17 protein-coding genes are annotated in these 16,057 nt (G+C 72.4%); 7 read left to right on the forward strand and 10 right to left on the reverse strand.

All coding sequences use genetic code 11. From position 1 onward, the window contains the following. Positions 1–5: 5 nt before the first annotated feature. From prcA to ABEB17_RS11650, 4 genes are read right to left on the reverse strand one after another with little or no spacing between them, the layout of a single operon-like run. Positions 6–761: a proteasome subunit alpha gene (gene prcA / locus ABEB17_RS11635; RefSeq protein WP_345716859.1), complete on the reverse strand. Its 756-nt coding sequence runs from the start codon at positions 759–761 to the stop codon at positions 6–8. Then, positions 758–1,615 (reverse strand): proteasome subunit beta, encoded by an 858-nt coding sequence (gene prcB, locus ABEB17_RS11640; protein ID WP_345716860.1) that lies wholly within the window; start codon positions 1,613–1,615, stop codon positions 758–760. Before prcB ends, prcA begins: the two co-directional genes overlap by 4 nt. Beyond that, entirely contained in the window at positions 1,612–2,355 is a 744-nt protein-coding gene (locus tag ABEB17_RS11645) for an endonuclease VII domain-containing protein (protein WP_345716861.1), read from the reverse strand. Before ABEB17_RS11645 ends, prcB begins: the two co-directional genes overlap by 4 nt. Then, positions 2,352–2,549: a ubiquitin-like protein Pup gene (locus ABEB17_RS11650; RefSeq protein WP_345716862.1), complete on the reverse strand. Its 198-nt coding sequence runs from the start codon at positions 2,547–2,549 to the stop codon at positions 2,352–2,354. The genes ABEB17_RS11645 and ABEB17_RS11650 overlap by 4 nt, the downstream gene beginning before the upstream one ends. 162 nt (positions 2,550–2,711) lie before the next feature. Between ABEB17_RS11650 and ABEB17_RS11655 the strand changes: the two genes are divergently transcribed. Further along, complete coding sequence (locus ABEB17_RS11655; protein ID WP_345716863.1) at positions 2,712–3,935, forward strand: MFS transporter; 1,224 nt, start codon at positions 2,712–2,714, stop codon at positions 3,933–3,935. On the opposite strand, the gene dop is transcribed toward ABEB17_RS11655, so the two are convergent. Beyond that, a complete protein-coding gene (dop, locus tag ABEB17_RS11660; protein ID WP_345716864.1) occupies positions 3,910–5,427 on the reverse strand; it encodes a depupylase/deamidase Dop in 1,518 nt (505 codons plus the stop codon). The two genes, ABEB17_RS11655 and dop, sit on opposite strands and share 26 nt — an antisense overlap. Positions 5,428–5,486: 59 nt before the next feature. On the opposite strand from dop, the gene ABEB17_RS11665 reads away from it, so the two are divergent. The 4 genes from ABEB17_RS11665 to ABEB17_RS11680 are packed head-to-tail and all read left to right on the forward strand — an operon-like array spanning position 5,487 to position 8,363. Next, positions 5,487–6,032, forward strand: coding sequence for an NUDIX hydrolase (locus ABEB17_RS11665; protein ID WP_345716865.1), 546 nt, complete (start codon positions 5,487–5,489; stop codon positions 6,030–6,032). Continuing rightward, the gene (locus ABEB17_RS11670) at positions 6,029–7,009 is read left to right on the forward strand and encodes an alpha/beta hydrolase (protein WP_345716866.1); all 981 of its coding nucleotides are present in this window, start codon (positions 6,029–6,031) and stop codon (positions 7,007–7,009) included. The genes ABEB17_RS11665 and ABEB17_RS11670 overlap by 4 nt, the downstream gene beginning before the upstream one ends. After that, the gene (locus ABEB17_RS11675; protein ID WP_345716867.1) at positions 7,006–7,389 is read left to right on the forward strand and encodes a DUF3054 domain-containing protein; all 384 of its coding nucleotides are present in this window, start codon (positions 7,006–7,008) and stop codon (positions 7,387–7,389) included. The genes ABEB17_RS11670 and ABEB17_RS11675 overlap by 4 nt, the downstream gene beginning before the upstream one ends. After that, entirely contained in the window at positions 7,386–8,363 is a 978-nt protein-coding gene (locus ABEB17_RS11680; RefSeq protein WP_345716868.1) for a GNAT family N-acetyltransferase, read from the forward strand. The genes ABEB17_RS11675 and ABEB17_RS11680 overlap by 4 nt, the downstream gene beginning before the upstream one ends. Here ABEB17_RS11680 and ABEB17_RS11685 read toward each other — a convergent pair. Beyond that, entirely contained in the window at positions 8,360–10,732 is a 2,373-nt protein-coding gene (locus ABEB17_RS11685; protein WP_345716869.1) for a bifunctional salicylyl-CoA 5-hydroxylase/oxidoreductase, read from the reverse strand. The genes ABEB17_RS11680 and ABEB17_RS11685 overlap by 4 nt on opposite strands. Positions 10,733–10,828: 96 nt before the next feature. Between ABEB17_RS11685 and ABEB17_RS11690 the strand changes: the two genes are divergently transcribed. After that, positions 10,829–11,656 (forward strand): enoyl-CoA hydratase family protein, encoded by an 828-nt coding sequence (locus tag ABEB17_RS11690; protein ID WP_345716870.1) that lies wholly within the window; start codon positions 10,829–10,831, stop codon positions 11,654–11,656. Positions 11,657–11,660: 4 nt separating this feature from the next. Continuing rightward, positions 11,661–12,842 (forward strand): acyl-CoA dehydrogenase family protein, encoded by a 1,182-nt coding sequence (locus ABEB17_RS11695; RefSeq protein WP_345716871.1) that lies wholly within the window; start codon positions 11,661–11,663, stop codon positions 12,840–12,842. A gap of 18 nt (positions 12,843–12,860) precedes the next feature. Here the strand turns inward: ABEB17_RS11695 and ABEB17_RS11700 are convergent, their stop codons facing one another. From ABEB17_RS11700 to ABEB17_RS11715, 4 genes are all read right to left on the reverse strand, one after another. After that, complete coding sequence (locus ABEB17_RS11700; protein ID WP_345716872.1) at positions 12,861–13,328, reverse strand: hypothetical protein; 468 nt, start codon at positions 13,326–13,328, stop codon at positions 12,861–12,863. A 119-nt stretch (positions 13,329–13,447) separates the two neighbouring features. Further along, complete coding sequence (locus ABEB17_RS11705) at positions 13,448–14,746, reverse strand: hypothetical protein (RefSeq protein WP_345716873.1); 1,299 nt, start codon at positions 14,744–14,746, stop codon at positions 13,448–13,450. Beyond that, a complete protein-coding gene (locus tag ABEB17_RS11710) occupies positions 14,743–15,504 on the reverse strand; it encodes an ABC transporter ATP-binding protein (protein WP_345716874.1) in 762 nt (253 codons plus the stop codon). Before ABEB17_RS11710 ends, ABEB17_RS11705 begins: the two co-directional genes overlap by 4 nt. Continuing rightward, the gene (locus ABEB17_RS11715; protein WP_345716875.1) at positions 15,505–15,960 is read right to left on the reverse strand and encodes a hypothetical protein; all 456 of its coding nucleotides are present in this window, start codon (positions 15,958–15,960) and stop codon (positions 15,505–15,507) included. It abuts the gene before it with no gap. Positions 15,961–16,057: the final 97 nt, after the last annotated feature.

Below are 16,057 nucleotides of genomic sequence, written 5' to 3' on the forward strand. Positions count from 1 at the left end.
GGGGTTCAGCTGTCGTCCGGCTGACCCGGCCGCTCGTCGACGTGCGGGACGTCGCTCGTCGGGTCGCTCGGGCTCAGCAGCCGCTCCAGCAGGTCACCGGTGATCCGGCGGAACAGGCGGCGGTCGCGCTGCCGGTCCAGCACCGCGGCCTCGATGACCTCGGGGCCGAGGACGCGCGGCTCGCCGCCGGCCGGGTCGACCCCCAGCAGCTCGACCGCCAGCGACAGCGCCTCACCCAGGGTCAGGTCCGGGCGCCAGCGCTCCTCGAGCCCGGTGATGATCGCCTCAGGCTGACCGCCCATGGCGACGAAGCCCTGCTCGTCCGCGACGGAGCCGTCGTAGGTGATCCGGTAGATCTGGTCGCCCTCGGGCCGCTGGGCGACCTCGGCGACGACGATCTCGACCTCGTACGGCTTGGACTCCTGGGTGAACACGGTCCCGAGGGTCTGCGCGTAGGCGTTGGCCAGGCCGCGGGCCGTCACGTCGCTGCGGTCGTAGGAGTAGCCGCGCAGGTCGGCGTACCGGACTCCGGCCACCCGCAGGTTCTCGAACTCGTTGTACTTGCCGACAGCGGCGAAGGCGACGCGGTCGTAGATCTCGCTGACCTTGTGCAACGCCCGCGAGGTGTTCTCGGCGACGAAGGCGATCCCGCCGTCGTACCCCAGGACGACGGCCGACCGGCCGCGCGCGATCCCCTTGCGCGCGTAGTCGGCCCGGTCCTTCATGAGCTGCTCGGGCGAGACGTAGAACGGCATGCTCATCGGTCGCTCCCCTCCCCGCGCTGGAGTGCGCCGCCGGGATCGCCTCGGCGCCCGGCGACCACCTGCTGGACGACCGCACCGAGGGTGTCGTCGTCCACCCGCCGGTAGCCCTCGACGTCCACGACGCCGACGACGGGCCAGATCTGCCGGTTGAGGTCCGGGCCACCGGTGGCCGAGTCGTCGTCCGCGGCGTCGTAGAGCGCCTCCACAGCGAACCGCACCGCCTGCTCGGACGTCAGGCCGGGGCGCCACATCTTCTTCAGGGCGCCGCGGGCGAACAGCGAGCCCGAGCCCACCGAGTGGTGGTGGTGCTCGCGGTAGCAGCCGCCGGTGACGTCGTAGCTGTAGATGCGACCCTGCCGGACGTCGACGTCGTAGCCGGCGAACAGCGGGACCACGGCGAGTCCCTGCATGGCGAGCCCGAGGTTGTTGCGGAGCATGGTCGCGAGCCGGTTGGCCTTGCCCTCCAGGGAGAGCAGCGTGCCCTCGATCTTCTCGTAGTGCTCGAGCTCGACCTGGAAGAGCTTGACCAGCTCGATGGCGAGGCCTGCGCTGCCGGCGATGCCGACGCAGGAGTACTCGTCGGTGCCGAACACCTTCTCGATCTCGCGGTTGGCGATCATGCTGCCCATCGTCGCCCGGCGATCGCCGCCCATCACGACGCCGCCGTCGAACTCGACGGCCACGATCGTGGTGCCGTGCGGGATGTCTGGCACGGTGCCCGGGGGCAGCGCGCGGCCCGCCGGGAGCATCGTCGGGGCGTGCGCGGACAGGAAGTCGGTGAAGGACGACGACCCCGGCGAGGTGAACGCGCGTGGGAGTCGGCCGGCCGGATCGCGCTGGTCTGGGCTCACCTGGGCGACCCTACCCGGCGGTGGATCACCCGCTCGATCATCGACTCCACAACGGAGTCCGGACGCCGCCAGGACCGCGATTGCCAGTCGACGTAACCAGGTAGCACTACCGACGGAGCCGTCAGCGTGCCGTTGAGGTACTCGGCGGCGCGATCGAGGCGCGTCACCTCGTCGGAGAAGTTGCCCAGACCAGCGTTGCAGGTGAAGCACAGCAGAGCACGCACTCTGCCGGTGGCATGGTCGTGATCGACGTGGGCGTTCTCTCCCAAGGGCCGGAGGCAGATCGGGCAGAGACCAGCCTGGCGCGTGTGCATGAGATCGGCATCCTCAGCCGTGATGCCGTACCGCCGGATCAGGTGGTACGAACGAGATCCGCCGTGGAGTCGTTCCTTGGACGCCCTACCGCGTTGGTTGTGATGAAGCTTGCAGTACACGCCGAAGCCGGACACCGTTCCTCGATGTCTGGGAAACGCGTCCTCGCTTCTGAACTCTTCACAGTCCGGACACCATCGCTGGCCATCGGGGGCGTCGCGCGCCTCGCGCACCTTCTTACCCGCAGCGGCACGGCGCCTTCGATAGCTCGCCTTGTTGATGGCTTGAAAGCAATCTCGGCAGTACTCAGCCAAACCGTCGCCACGAGACGCATTGTTACCGAAGCTGGCGATGGGCTTCTCCTGGGTACAACGGCGGCACAACTTCGAGAGAACCACCGGCCTCCGTTCGTCCGAGGCCTCGTTCATTGGCCGCCCTTTTGCACGAAGCTGCGCACAAAATCTTCGGCATTGGCTTCCAAAACTTCGTCGATCTCGTCCAGGACGGAGTCGATGTCGTCGTCCAGCCCCTCCTTGGTCGCCGCACCGGCCGGGATGGGCGCCGGGGCCTCGTCGGGCTCGTCGTCGCGACGCTGCGGGCGCTGCTGCTCCTGACCGGGCATGACGTCCTCCTGGGGGTGAGTGCTCCGAGTTCCACCCTAGTCGCGGGTGCTGACACCCGTGTGGTTCAACGCGGGATCTCGCCTGGCGAGCCACCCGCGCGCGCGATCCAACACAGGCGTATCGTCCCGCATGGCAAGACCACCATCCCGAGGAGTGAGATCGTGCACGCGTCGCGCCAGCGCTGGCTGGTCCTCGCCGTCGGGCTGTTCGCCCAGACGTCGGCGTCCAGCCTGGTCTACGGCGTGCCGTTCCTCGTCCCGGCGCTCCGCGACCAGGACGGGCTCACGCTCGCCCAGGCCGGCGCCCTCGTCTCGGCCCCCGTCACCGGACTGCTCGTCGCCCTCATCGCCTGGGGCGCCCTTGCCGACCGGTACGGCGAGCGCGTCGTGATGGCCAGCGGCCTCGCCATCACCACCGTGGCCACCGCCGTGGTGGGGGTGAGCGAGCCGACGCTGCGGACCGCGGCCGCCTGGCTCTTCGTCGCGGGCATCGGCGGCGCCAGCGTCAATGCGGCCAGTGGTCGCCTCGTCATGGGCTGGTTCGCCCGCGACCAGCGCGGCCTGGCCATGGGGATCCGGCAGACCGCCCAACCGCTCGGCGTCGCGGTCGCTGCCGCCACGCTGCCCAGCCTCGCCGCCGACGTCGGTGTCACCCGTGCGCTCCTGCTGCCTGCGACCCTCTGCGGGCTGGCCGCGCTGCTGGTCACCGCCCTCGCCGTGGACCCTCCCCGACCGCCGCTCGACGCCGACGCACCGAAGCCCGCGTCCCCCTATCGCGAGCCCGTGCTCTGGCGGCTGCACACCGCCAGCGCGCTGCTGGTGCTCCCCCAGTTCGCGATCGCCGCCTTCTCCGTCGAGTACCTCGTCCGCGAGCAGCACTGGCACGCGGCCAGCGCCGGGGCGTTCGTCGCCGCGCTGCAGGTCTGCGGGGCGGTCGGACGCATCGGCACGGGGATCTGGTCCGACGCCGTCGGCAGCCGGCTGCGGCCGATGCGCCAGCTCGCCCTCGCCAGCGCGACCGTGATGCTGGTTCTGGCCGCCGGCGACGCCTGGGCGGGGTGGCTGGCGGTCGCCGCCATCGCCATCGGGTCGATGGTGACCGTCGCGGACAACGGCCTCGCGTTCACCGCCACCGCGGAGATCGCTGGCCAGCGCTGGGCCGGCCGCGCGCTGGGCATCCAGAACACCGGGCAGAACGTCGTCGCCTCCGCCGCTCCCCCGCTGCTGGGTGCCCTGGTCGGCGCCCGCGGCTACGCCGTCGGCTTCGCGGTCGTCGCGCTGTTCCCGCTGGTCTCGTACGTCGTGACTCCGGTGGCCGCCGAGGACCGGCGCCGGGCGCGGGCCGAGCGACGCGAACCGGTCAGCGGGCCGCCAGCGCGGCCATGAGCTCCTCCGCGGTGTCGCTGGCGTCGATCAGCGCACCGACGACGTCCCGGCCGCCACGAGCCGGCTCGAGCATCGGCACGCGTTGCAGGGAGTCGCGCCCGGGGATGTCGAAGATGACCGAGTCCCACGAGGCCGCGGCGACGTCCTTGCCGTACTTGGCCAGGCAGCGGCCGCGGAAGTACGCCCGGGTGTCCTCCGGCGGCTCCTCGACGGCCAGGGCCACCGCGTCGTCCGGCACCAGCTGCTCCATGCGTCCGCGCGCCACCAGGCGCTGGTAGAGCCCCTTCTCCGGCCGGACGTCGGTGTACTGGACGTCGATCAGCCCGAGCCTCGGGTGGTCCCACTCCAGGCCCTCGCGCTCGCGGAACCCTTCCAGGAGAGCCAGCTTCGCCACCCAGTCGAGCTCGCGCGAGCACTCCATCGGGTCCCGCTCGAGTCGGGTCAGCACCGACTCCCAGCGCTCCAGCACCTCGACGGTGTCGGCGTCGACGTCCGACCCCATCCGCTCGTCGACGTACGCCCGGGCCTGCTCCAGGTAGGCCCACTGCAGCTGGACGGCGGTCAGCTTGGTCCCGTCCCGCAGCGTGAGCATGGTCTTGAGCGTCGGGTCGTGCGAGACCGCGCGCAACGCGGCGACCGGCCGGTCCACGGTGAGGTCCCGCTTCAGCGCCCGGTCCTCGACCATCGCCAGCACCAGGGACGTCGTCCCGAGCTTGAGCAGGGTCGCGACCTCGGCCAGGTTCGCGTCGCCGATGATCACGTGCAGCCGCCGGTACTTGTCTGCACTCGCGTGCGGCTCGTCCCGGGTGTTCACGATCGGCCGCTTCAGCGTGGTCTCCAGCCCGACCTCCACCTCGAAGAAGTCGGCGCGCTGGGTGAGCTGGTAGCCGGCCTCCTCGCTCTGCGCGCCCAGGCCGACCCGCCCGGCGCCGCAGAACACCTGCCGCGAGACGAAGAACGGCACGAGGTGCCGGACGATGTCCGCGAACGGGGTGGCCCGGCTCATCAGGTAGTTCTCGTGGGTCCCGTACGACGAGCCCTTGCCGTCGGTGTTGTTCTTGTAGAGGTTGACCGGGCTCAGCCCCGGGGTGCTCGCGATGGTCCGCACCGCCGACTGCATGATCCGCTCCCCCGCCTTGTCCCAGCGGACGGCGTCCCGCGGGCTCATCACCTCCGGCGAGCTGTACTCCGGGTGCGCGTGGTCGACGTACAGCCTTGCGCCGTTGGTCAGGATCACGTTGGCGAGGGTCGGGTCCTCCTCGTCGGTGAGCTGCGAGGCGTCGGCCAGGGCCCGGCTCATCTCGAAGCCGCGGGCGTCGCGCAACGGCGCCTCGTCCTCGTAGTCCCAGCGGGCGCGGCCGGCGCGGTTGCCGAGCGGCTGCGCGTACGCGTTCACCACGAGCCCCGACATGATCATCGGGTTCGCCTCCGGCGCCCCGGGCTCGGAGATGCCGTACTCGGTCTCGATCCCCATCACCCGTCGCACGCTCACCCCGCGAGCCTACGGTCCGTCGGCGGCGGTCCGCCCGGCGGCTCGCATAGGGTCGCTGCGTGAGCGTGGAGGAGCTGGTCGCGATCTACGACCCTGACGACGAGCGCGGACGGGTCGTGGGCTCGGCGCCCCGCTCGCAGGTCCGGGCGCAGAATCTGCCGCACGCCGCGACGGCCGTGCTGCTCACCGATGACGCCGGGCGCGTCTACGTGCACCGGCGCACGGACACCAAGGACGTCTACCCCGGCACCTGGGACGCGTGGGCCGGTGGCGTCGTCCGGGCCGGTGAGGACCCGACCGAGGCGGCATCCCGCGAGCTGACCGAAGAGCTCGGCGTGCACGGGCTGACCCTCGAACCGCTCTTCACCGCCTGGTACCGCGACGATCGGATCCACGAGCTGGCCGTGGCCTTCCTGGCCCGGTGGCGGGGCGCCCAGGTCCACGGCGAGATCGTGCACCAGCCCGAGGAGGTGGCCGAGGGTGCCTGGCTCGACCTGGACGAGGTCCGCGCACTGATGGTCGACCCCGCCAGGCCGATGATCCCGGACGGCCGTGCCGCCCTGCAGCGCTACCTCGACGAGCTCGACGTGAGAGGCGCCTCGTGAGCCTGCCCCGCCGCACGCTCGCCTTCTGCGCGGCGATCGACCGGCTGTCCGGCCCGCCGCTGTCGCAGAAGTCGCTGGCCCAGATCCGGCGCACGAGGCGGCTGCAGCCGCCGCACACCTTCCCGTTCAGCCTGCTCTTCGGGGCCGTCCCCCGCGACGTGCGCTGGCACGACGAGCAGGCCCTCACCCGGTCCGGTTCCATCCGGGTGCGGCGCTACCTGCCGACCACGCCGTACCCGCCGGGCCCCTGGGGCGGCTCGAGCCGCGCGCAACGCCCGCTGGTGCTGTACTTCCACGGCGGCGGCTGGGTGCAGGGCGGGGTGTCGGGCTTCGACTCGGTGTGCGCGCAGGTGGCCTCCGGGGTCGGCGCGGTGGTGGTGTCGGTGGACTACCGCCTGGCGCCTGAGCACCCGTTCCCGGCAGCGGTCGAGGACGCCTTCGACGCCACCAGCTGGGCGGTCGCGCGGGCGGAGTCCTGGCAGGTCGACCCCGCGCGCGTCGCGGTCATGGGTGACAGTGCCGGCGCGAACCTCGCCGCGGTGGTCAGCCAGCTCGCCCGGGACGCCGGCGGCCCGCCCATCGCCGCCCAGGTGCTCGCCTACCCAGGGCTCGACGGGACCTTGTCGTCGCCCTCGGTCGTCGCCCTCGCCGATGCCCCGATCCTCACCAGGCGCGCCATCGACGACTTCGTCGACCGCTACTACCCGACCGGCGACCGCCGCGACCCCCGCTTCTCGCCGCTGCACGCTCCCGACCTGTCGCGGCTGCCGCGCACGCTCGTCCAGACCGCGGAGTACGACCCGTTGCGGGACGACGGTCTGCGGTACGCCCGCGCGCTCAGCGAGGCCGGGGTCGCCGTCCGGTACACCGAGTACCGCGACGTCCCGCACGGCTTCCTGTCCTTCCCCGGCGCGGCCGCCTGCGGCGACGCGCCGCTGCGCGAGATCGTCCGCGAGCTCCGGGACGCGCTGCGGTGACGCGCGATCCCCAGACGGCCGCGGGACCTCCGCCCGCGTTCCTGCTGCTGGACGTGCTCGCGGTGCTGGTGTTCGCCACCATCGGCCGGATCAGCCACGACGAGGGGGCCGGTCCGGTCGACGTCCTCGGCACCGCCTGGCCGTTCCTGGTCGGGTGCGCGGTCGGCTGGGCGCTCAGCCGCGCCTGGCGGCGGCCGACCGCGCTTCGCCCGGTCGGCGTGCCGGTGTGGCTAGCCACCGTCGCGATCGGGATGGCGCTGCGGGCGCTGGCGGACGCCGGCACCGAGCTCTCGTTCGTCGTCGTCACGACGTTGTTCCTCGGCCTCTTCATGCTGGGCTGGCGGCTCGTCGCGGGCCGGTTCGCCAGGGGCGCGCGGTGAGCGCGGACGACCTGGGCGCCCTCGGCACCACCGAGGTCCAGGACGCGGTCGCTGCGCTGCTGGGGACGGCGGTGGGCGAGGGCGCCGCGCTCGGCTGGGTCGAGCCACCGGAGGCGGACGACGTCCGCACGCTGCTCACCGAGCTCGGCGCGGCCGGCCGCCGTGGCGACGCCGACGTCGTCCTGGCGTGGGACGGTGGCACCCTCGTCGGGTTCGGCTACTGGCGCCGGTACGCGCGGCCGACGCACCGACCGCAGGCCGACCTCGAACGGGTCGTGGTCGTCGCGAGCCACCGCGGCCGGGGCCTCGGCCGCGAGCTGGTGGACCGGTTGGTGTCCTCGGCCACGGACGCCGGGATCGAGACCCTGACGTTGGACGTCCGCGGGGACAACGCGAGCGCCATCGCCCTGTACGAGCGGGCCGGCTTCCGCCGGTACGGCGTGCTGCCCGACTTCGTCGCGTTCGGCGACCGGCGGTGGGACAAGGTGCTCATGATGCGCCGTCTGCAGGACGGACCCGAGGCCGAGCCCACCTCGCAGCCGCGCAGCCAGTCGGCGCGCACGGATCATCTGGTGGCCTGGGCGGTGCTGCAACGCGCCGATGGGTGGGTGCTCCTCGGACGCCGCGCCGGCGTCACGTACGGCAACGGCTTGTGGGGGCTGCCGGGTGGGCACGTCGAGGACCACGAGTCCATGGCCGAGGCGGCCGCTCGCGAGGTCGCCGAGGAGGTCGGGCTGGTCGTCGCGCCGTCCGACCTGACGCCGATCGGGGTGACGAGGTACGTGGACGGCGCCATGCGCGGGACCAGCTTCTTCTTCCGGGCGCGGCGCTGGCAGGGCGATCCCGCTGCCGTGAGCGAGTGCTCCGCCGTCGACTGGTTCGACCCGGAGCGACTGCCGGACGACGCCCTGCCCTGGCTGGCCGCGACCCTGGGTCGTCACCTGTCGGGCGACTGGTTGGACGACCAGCCCTAACCTCGTTGCGCTCCCGGCCGCCAACGTTCGTGCCGGGTGCCGCGCGGACCCTCGCGGACCAGGTCGAGTCGGGGCGGCGGCCCGTCGCTGCGACCGGTCTGCGGCGGGCGGCTCCCAGCCTGCCAGGGCAGCGGCCAGCTGGCGCCGCTGCCGGCGTACCCCTGCGCCGCCGCGGCGTGCAGGGTCCAGCTGGGGTCGTACAGGTGCGCTCGACCCAGCGCGCACAGGTCGGCCCGCCCGGCCAGCAGGATCGAGTTCACGTCGTCGTAGGACGAGATGGCGCCCACCGCGATGGTCGCGACCTTCGAGCGGTGCCGCACGGCGTCCGCGTACGGGGTCTGGTACGAGCGGCCGAATGCCGGTCGCTCGTCCGGGCTGACCTGGCCGGTGGACACGTCCACGGCATCGGCTCCGGCATCGGCGAACGCCCGGGCCACCAGGACGGCGTCGTCCACCTCGACGCCGCCGTCCACCCAGTCGGTGGCCGAGATCCGCACGGTCATCGGTCGCCCGGCCGGCCACACCTCGCGGACCGCTGCGAACACCTCGAGCGGGAAGCGCAGCCGTCCGGCCAGGTCCCCGCCGTAGCCGTCGGTGCGGTGGTTGGTCAGCGGTGAGATGAAGCTGGACAGCAGGTAGCCGTGCGCGCAGTGCAGCTCGAGCAGGTCGAAGCCCGCCTCGACGCCGCGCCCGGCCGCGGCCACGAACTGGGCCGTGATCTCGGTCAGGTCGTCTGCGGTCAGCTCGACCGGGACCTGGTTGACGCCCGCCCGGTACGGCAGCGGGGACGGCGCCACGACCGGCCAGTTCCCGTCGGGCAGCGGCTGGTCGATGCCCTCCCACATCAGCCGGGTCGAGCCCTTGCGGCCGGAGTGGCCGAGCTGCAGCCCGACCTTGGCGTCGCTGTGGGTGTGCACGAAGTCGGTAATGCGGGTGAACGCCTGGGTCTGCTCGTCGTTCCACAGCCCGCAGCAGCCGGGCGAGATGCGTGCCTCGGGGGACACGCAGACCATCTCGGTCATCACCAGGCCGGCGCCGCCGAGCGCCTTGCCGCCGAGATGGGCGAGGTGGAAGTCGCCCGGTACGCCGTCCTGCGCGACGTACATGTCCATCGGGGACACCACGATGCGGTTCGAGAGCTCCAGGTCGCGCAGCCGCAGGGGCTGGAACATCGGCGGTCGCAGCTCACCGTCGCCGTGGCCGCCCTCCTTGGTGTGCCGGGCGAACCACTCATCGGCCGCGGCCACGAACTCGGGGTCACGCAGTCGCAGCTCGTCGTAGGTGACCCGGCGGCTGCGGGTCATGATGTTGAACGCGAGCTGCATCGGGTCCTGGTCGAGGTACTGCCCGAGGTTCTCGAACCACTCCAGGCTGGCCTGAGCCGCCCGTTGGGTGGACAGCACCACCGGCCGGCGCTCGACCTCGTACGCGGCCAGCGCAGTGTCGACGTCCGGTTGCTCGTGCAGGCAGGCGGCGAGGGCGAGCGCGTCCTCCATCGCCAGCTTGGTACCGGAGCCGATCGAGAAGTGCGCGGTGTGCGCCGCGTCCCCGAGCAGGACGACGTTGCCGCGCCGCCAGGTGCTGGTGCGGACCGTGCCGAAGCTGATCCAGCGCGAGTTGTTGCCCACCACCCGGTGGCCGTCCAGCAGGTCGGCGAACAGCTCACGCACCTGGGCGATGGCGGCCTCGTCGGACTCCCCCGGTGCCAGCCCGCTCACGTCCCGGTCGAAACCAGCGGCGCGCCAGACGTCGTCGTGCATCTCGACGATGAACGTGCTGCCGGTCGCGTCGTAGGGGTACGCGTGCACCTGCATGACGCCGTAGGGCGTCTCGCGCACCACGAACGTGAAGGCGTCCAGCACCCGGTCGGTGCCGAGCCACATGTACCGGCAGCGGCGGGTCTCGGTGCTCGCGCCGAAGTCCTGCGCCCAGCGCGCGCGGGTCGCCGAGTTCACGCCGTCCGCGGCGACGACGAGGTCGTGCGTGCGGGAGAGCTCCTCGACGTCCGGCGCCACGGTGCTGGTGAGCAGCCGCACGTCGAGGTCGCGGCAGCGCTGCTGCAGGATCTGCAGCAGCCGCAGCCGGCTCATCGCGGCGAAGCCGTGGCCGCCGCTGGTGATGACCTCGTCCTTGACGTGGATGTCGATGTCGTCCCAGCGAGCGAACTCGCGCTCCATCGCCGCGTGCACCACCGGGTCGGCCTGCTCGATGCCGCCGAGGGTCTGGTCGGAGAAGACCACGCCGAACCCGAAGGTGTCGTCCGGTGCGTTGCGCTCCCAGACCGTGACGTCGTGCGCCGGCTGCAGCGCCTTGACCAGAGCGGCCAGGTACAGGCCGCCGGGTCCACCACCGACGACCGCGATGCGCATCCTCGCCTCACCTGCCTCACCGGTCACCCTATGGCGTCCTGCTGACGTTGGTCACCGATACGCTATCCCCTGACGTCGCGACGAGGAGGCCCGCCCGTGGGTGCGTTTCGTGGATCGGCTCCGCTCACCTCGGACTGGAAGCACTTCCGGACCAGCTGGGACGGCGGGGTGTGCACGGTCACGTTCGACCGGCCGGAGAAGCTGAACGCGTTGACCTTCGAGGTCTACGCGGACCTGCGGGACCTGCTGGCCGAGCTGCCGCACCGGGGTGACACCCGGGTGCTCGTGCTGCGCGGCGAGGGGCGTGCCTTCTGCTCCGGCGGCGACGTGCACGAGATCATCGGACGCACCCTGGAGATGGACCACGCCGACCTGCTGACCTTCACCCGGATGACCGGCGAGGTCGTGCGGCTGCTCCGGGAGTGCCCGGTACCGGTGATCGCCGCGGTGCACGGGGTGGCCGCGGGGGCGGGGTCGGTGCTCGCACTGGCCAGTGACCTGCGCGTCGTCGAGCGATCGGCCCGGTTCGCGTTCCTGTTCACCAAGGTCGGCCTCGCCGGCGCGGACATGGGGGCGGCGTACCTGCTCCCCCGGCTGGTCGGCCTCGGCCGGGCCAGCGAGCTGCTGCTGCTCGGCGACACGCTGCCGGCGGAGCAGGCGGAGCGCTGGGGCCTGGTGACCCGCCTGGTGGACGACGGCACCGCGAGCGAGGTGGCCGGGCAGCTCGCGCGCCGGCTGGCCGACGGTCCGGTGCACGCCTACGCGCAGACCAAGGCCCTGCTGTCCCGCGAGCTGGACATGAGCCTGTCCGCAGCGGTCGAGCTCGAGGCCGTGACCCAGGCGCTGCTGATGACCAGCGCCGACTACCGCGAGTTCTACGAGGCGTTCAGCGAGGGCCGGGACCCGCAGTGGAAGGGTCGTTGAGCGGATGAGCTGGGACCTCGAACCTCAGCAGCGCGAGCTGGTCACCTGGGCTCGCGCTCGCGCGGTGCAGGATCTGCGCCCGCTCGCCGAGGCCGGGACGCCGGGCGAGGTGAACCGGCCGCTGCTCCGGGCGATGGGCGAGCTCGGTCTGCTCGGTCGGCTGTTCCCCGGCTACGGCCCCGGCGAGGCGGCTGGTGCCGCCGGGCCGGGCGCCCACGCGGAGCTGAGCCGGGAGGCCGCGGCGTTCGACCTGTGCCTGCTGCGCGAGGCGCTGGCCCGCGAGTGCACCGAGGCCGAGACGGCGCTGGCCCTGCAGGGGCTCGGCGCCTACCCGATCCTGCAGAGCGGGACCGACACCCAGGTGCGGCGCTGGCTGCCGGCGGTGGCGTCCGGCGACGCCGTGGCGGCCTTCGCGCTGACCGAGCCGGAGGCCGGCTCCGATGCGGCCGCGCTCGCCCTCGCTGCGGAGCGCGACGGTGACGGCTGGCGGCTGACCGGCACCAAGGTATGGATCTCGAACGCGCCTCAGGCGGACGTGTACACGGTGTTCGCCCGGACGACGCCGGGTGCCGGCTCCCGTGGGGTCAGTGCGTTCGTGGTGCCGGCGGACCGCGCCGGCCTGGGCGGGCAGTCGCTCGACCTGCTGTCACCGCACCCGATCGGTCGGCTCGACTTCGACGGGGTCCGCGTCGGGCCCGACGAGCTGCTCGGCGAGGTCGACCGTGGCTTCGCCGTCGCGATGCGCACGCTGGACCTGTTCCGGCCCAGCGTGGGCGCCTTCGCCGTGGGGATGGCCGCGGCGGCGCTGGACGCCAGCGTGGCGCACGTGCGTCGTCGGGTGGCCTTCGGTGGTCCGCTGGCCGACCAGCAGTCCGTGGCGCACCGGCTCGCTGAGATGGCGACGCGCACCCAGGCGGCCCGGCTGCTGGTGTACCAGGCGGCGTCGGCCTACGACGCCGGACTGCCAGGGGTGACCTCTCGGGCGGCGATGGCCAAGCTCACGGCCACGGAGACCGCGCAGTACGTCGTCGACTCCGCCGTGCAACTGCACGGTGCGCGGGCGTTGCAGCGCGGGCACCTTCTCGAGCACCTGTACCGCGAGGTCCGGGCGCCGCGGATCTACGAAGGTGCCTCCGAGGTCCAGCTCGGCATCATCGCGCGGGAGCTGTTGCGCGACACCGACTGATCAGGGTGGGACCGACGATCACGTGGGCTGCTGCGTGACCAACGAGAGCAGGCCGAGCAGGCAACAGCCCGCCGCGACGAGAAGCTGCGTCGAGTCGGTTCCGCTCTGCACCAGCCAGTTCCAGGCCTGCGGTGTGCGCAGCGGCTGGGCACTCAGCAGCACCAGGGACGTGAAGGCCGTGACCGCGCACGGGATGGCAGTCGCCCCAGGCGCCAGGAACCGCAGCGACACCAGGGCCACGGCGGCGAACAGCAGGTAGTTGCGCTCCCCGGCGGCCAGGCTGATCTGACCCGAGTACGCCGCACCGGCGGCCGCCAGTGCCGCGCCCGGAAGGAGCACCAGCAGCCCCCAGGTGAGCTGGATCGGCCAGGTGCGTCGGCTGCGCTGCCGCAGCAGGTCTGGCGCCTCATGATGGACCGCGAAGGTCACGGCCGTGGCCGCCACGACGGGCAGCACCAGCGCCGTCGGCGTGCCGATGCTCTGCACGGGTTGTCCGATGACTGGCAGGGTGGACCGTCCGCACGTCACTGCGAAGACGACCGTCACGCACCAGCAGTAGGCAGCCTCGCGGACCAGGTGCATGGCCGTCCACGAACGCCAGACCATCACGCCGCACCGACAGCCAGGTCGAGGTTGCACGACACGCTGCCCCGCACGAACACCTGGAACTGCCGTGGACTCATCGCCCACTGGTTCGGCGGTCGTCCGTCGAGCATGTCCGACACGGTCTGCTCAGCCTGGACACCCAGCGCGAGGTACCGCTCGAACGTCGGTGTCGAGTCGGGGCTGGGGTCGGTGACCTCGGGGCAGTCCCTCCCGCCCATGAGCGCCTGCGCCAGCGTCGGGATGCTGATGTGCCGGGCGTCGTCGTCGGGGCCGAGCACCAGCAGCCCGTAGCGATCGACGGCACCCGACGGCGCCTCATCCAAGCGAGCCGGGACGACGTCGGCGATGTCGGCGGCTCGAGCCGCCTGGGCGAACGTGGTCACCCGCCGCGCCAGCTGGGGCAGGGCTGGATCGTGACCGACCATCAGGCAGATCGGTACCGCCCGGTCGTCGGACCCTTCGGCCGAGACGCAGCGCACACGCGTTTCCGCCGTGGTTTCGACCGGCTGGCCTTGCACGAGCGGAGCCACGGCGTACGTCAGCAGGATCGCGGCCGTGGCCACGGCCAGCGGGGCGCGGGACACCCGGCGCGCCCCGTTGCCTGACGCGCGGGTCGTCGCCGCCAGCGAGAGCAGGGCGAGGATCCACGCGCCGGCCACGACGCACTGGGCGGCGACCCGCACCGGGTTGAGCTCCAGCCCCAGCATGTGGTGGGAGGCGATGTCCAGATGAGCCGGTGGCACCACCCGGTCCCCCACGTACCCGAGACCGTAGGTGAGGTACGAGGCGGCGACCAGTGCGGTGAACGACCCGGTCCGTGCGCCCAGCAGCGCGCCGCAGAGGCAGCCGAGCGCGGCTGACACGCCGAGGACGGCACCTTGCTGCGCCGGTGACGCCCACGAGCCGACGCTGACGCCGCCGGTGCCGGCCAGCACACCGATGACGGTGGCGACCGTGAGTGCCTGGGCCACGATGAACGGCAGCAGGGAACCCCACCAGAGTCGGAGGACGTCGCACCCCGGCCTCGGCTGCGTGTTCCAGGCCGCAGCGCGGTCGCCGGTCAGGGCAGAGCCGGTGTCGTAGGCCGCAACCGCCGCCAGGACGATGCTGGTGAACAGCACCGCGAGGGACGACCAACCCAGCCCGAACGCCCAGTCCCCGGCCCAGGGCCGGGAGCGGAGGCCGACGGTGAGCAGCACCGAGCTCGTCAGCACGACCGGGAAGGCGTACCACGAGATCGAGCTGTGCACGGTGTACCGAAACAGCGTCGACCGGCTGCTCTCTCGACGCTGCGTCACTGCCCGGACACCCCGGGCTGCAGGAGGGTCTCGAGGGCGGCGTCGATCCGACTGCGCCCGGCCCGCACGTGCGGCTCGACGGCGATCAACGCCTCGACCGACCCCTCGAAGACGGGGCGGCCGTCCCCCAGGACGACGACGTGGTCGGCGAGCACCTGCACGTCCTCAGCCAGGTGGGTGGCCAGGATGATCGTCCGGTCGCCGGCGATCTCGCTCAAGTGGTCGCGCATGGCCGTGCGCTGGCCCGGGTCCAGCCCCGTCGTCGGTTCGTCGAGGAACAGCATCGGTGGCGAGTGCACGAGCGCCTGGGCCACGGCGAGCCGGCGCAGCATGCCGCCGGACAGGCTCCGGCATCGCGCGCCCGCCCTGTCCTGCAGGCCGACGGCGGCCAGGGCTGCCTCGACCGCCGCTGGGCGGGCCGAGGCCGGCACCTCCCGCAGCCAAGCAGCGTGGTGCAGCACCTCGACCAACCGCGCCCGCGGCGGGAAGGCAAGGTGCTGCGGGACGTAGCCCACGAGGCGCTTGGTGTGACGACCACGACGACCGGGCTCCACCGCGACACCGCCGATGGTGATGGTGCCCGCGTCGGGTCTCCGCTCACCGCACACCAGGCGCGAGAGGGTGGTCTTGCCGGCTCCGTTTGGGCCCATCAGCCCGGTGATCCCGCGGCCCGCGGTGAAGCTCAGCGGCCCCAGCGAGAACCCCCGTCGGTAGGTGAAGGTCACGTCCTCGACCCGCACGGAGCCGGCCGTCGACACTCAGTACCTCTGCGCGGGGATCGCGACGGTGTGCATGGGGTCCGCTGCCAGAGGCCGGTCGAGCGCGACGCTCACCAACGTCTTGACGTAGCTGCTCGTCCCCGGGAGCGTGCCGGCCTTCGGGAGTTCGTGCCAGCTGCGGTGGTTCCACTTCGGCGTCTTCAGCTGCGGACCTGCCCGCCACGAGTGACCATCGGCACTGACGCTCATCGACGCCTGGGCGTAAGCCCCGCCATAGCCGGTCTGCGCCGCGTAGACGTTCGGGTAGAAGGTGACGCGGTTCGTGGACGTGTTCACGTACCAGGTGCCGTAGGCGCCGGCCGCGTTCTTCCCCTGGTACGAGGCCCACATGGCCTTGGCCGGACTGGCGCGCCAGGTGTAGGCGTGCGCCGGTGCGGCCGTGACCAGTCCGAGCGCGACCGCGAGACCTGCGGCACGCAGGAGGTTTCGAAGCATGACTGCCCCTTGAGTTTGGGTGACTACTGACACGGATGACGCTAGTCAGGCGTGTCTCCCAGGAGCAAGACCCGCGCCATGCGAGGTCTGCATCCCC

The organism is Angustibacter luteus, assembly GCF_039541115.1.
Classification (GTDB): Bacteria; Actinomycetota; Actinomycetes; order Actinomycetales; family Angustibacteraceae; genus Angustibacter; species Angustibacter luteus.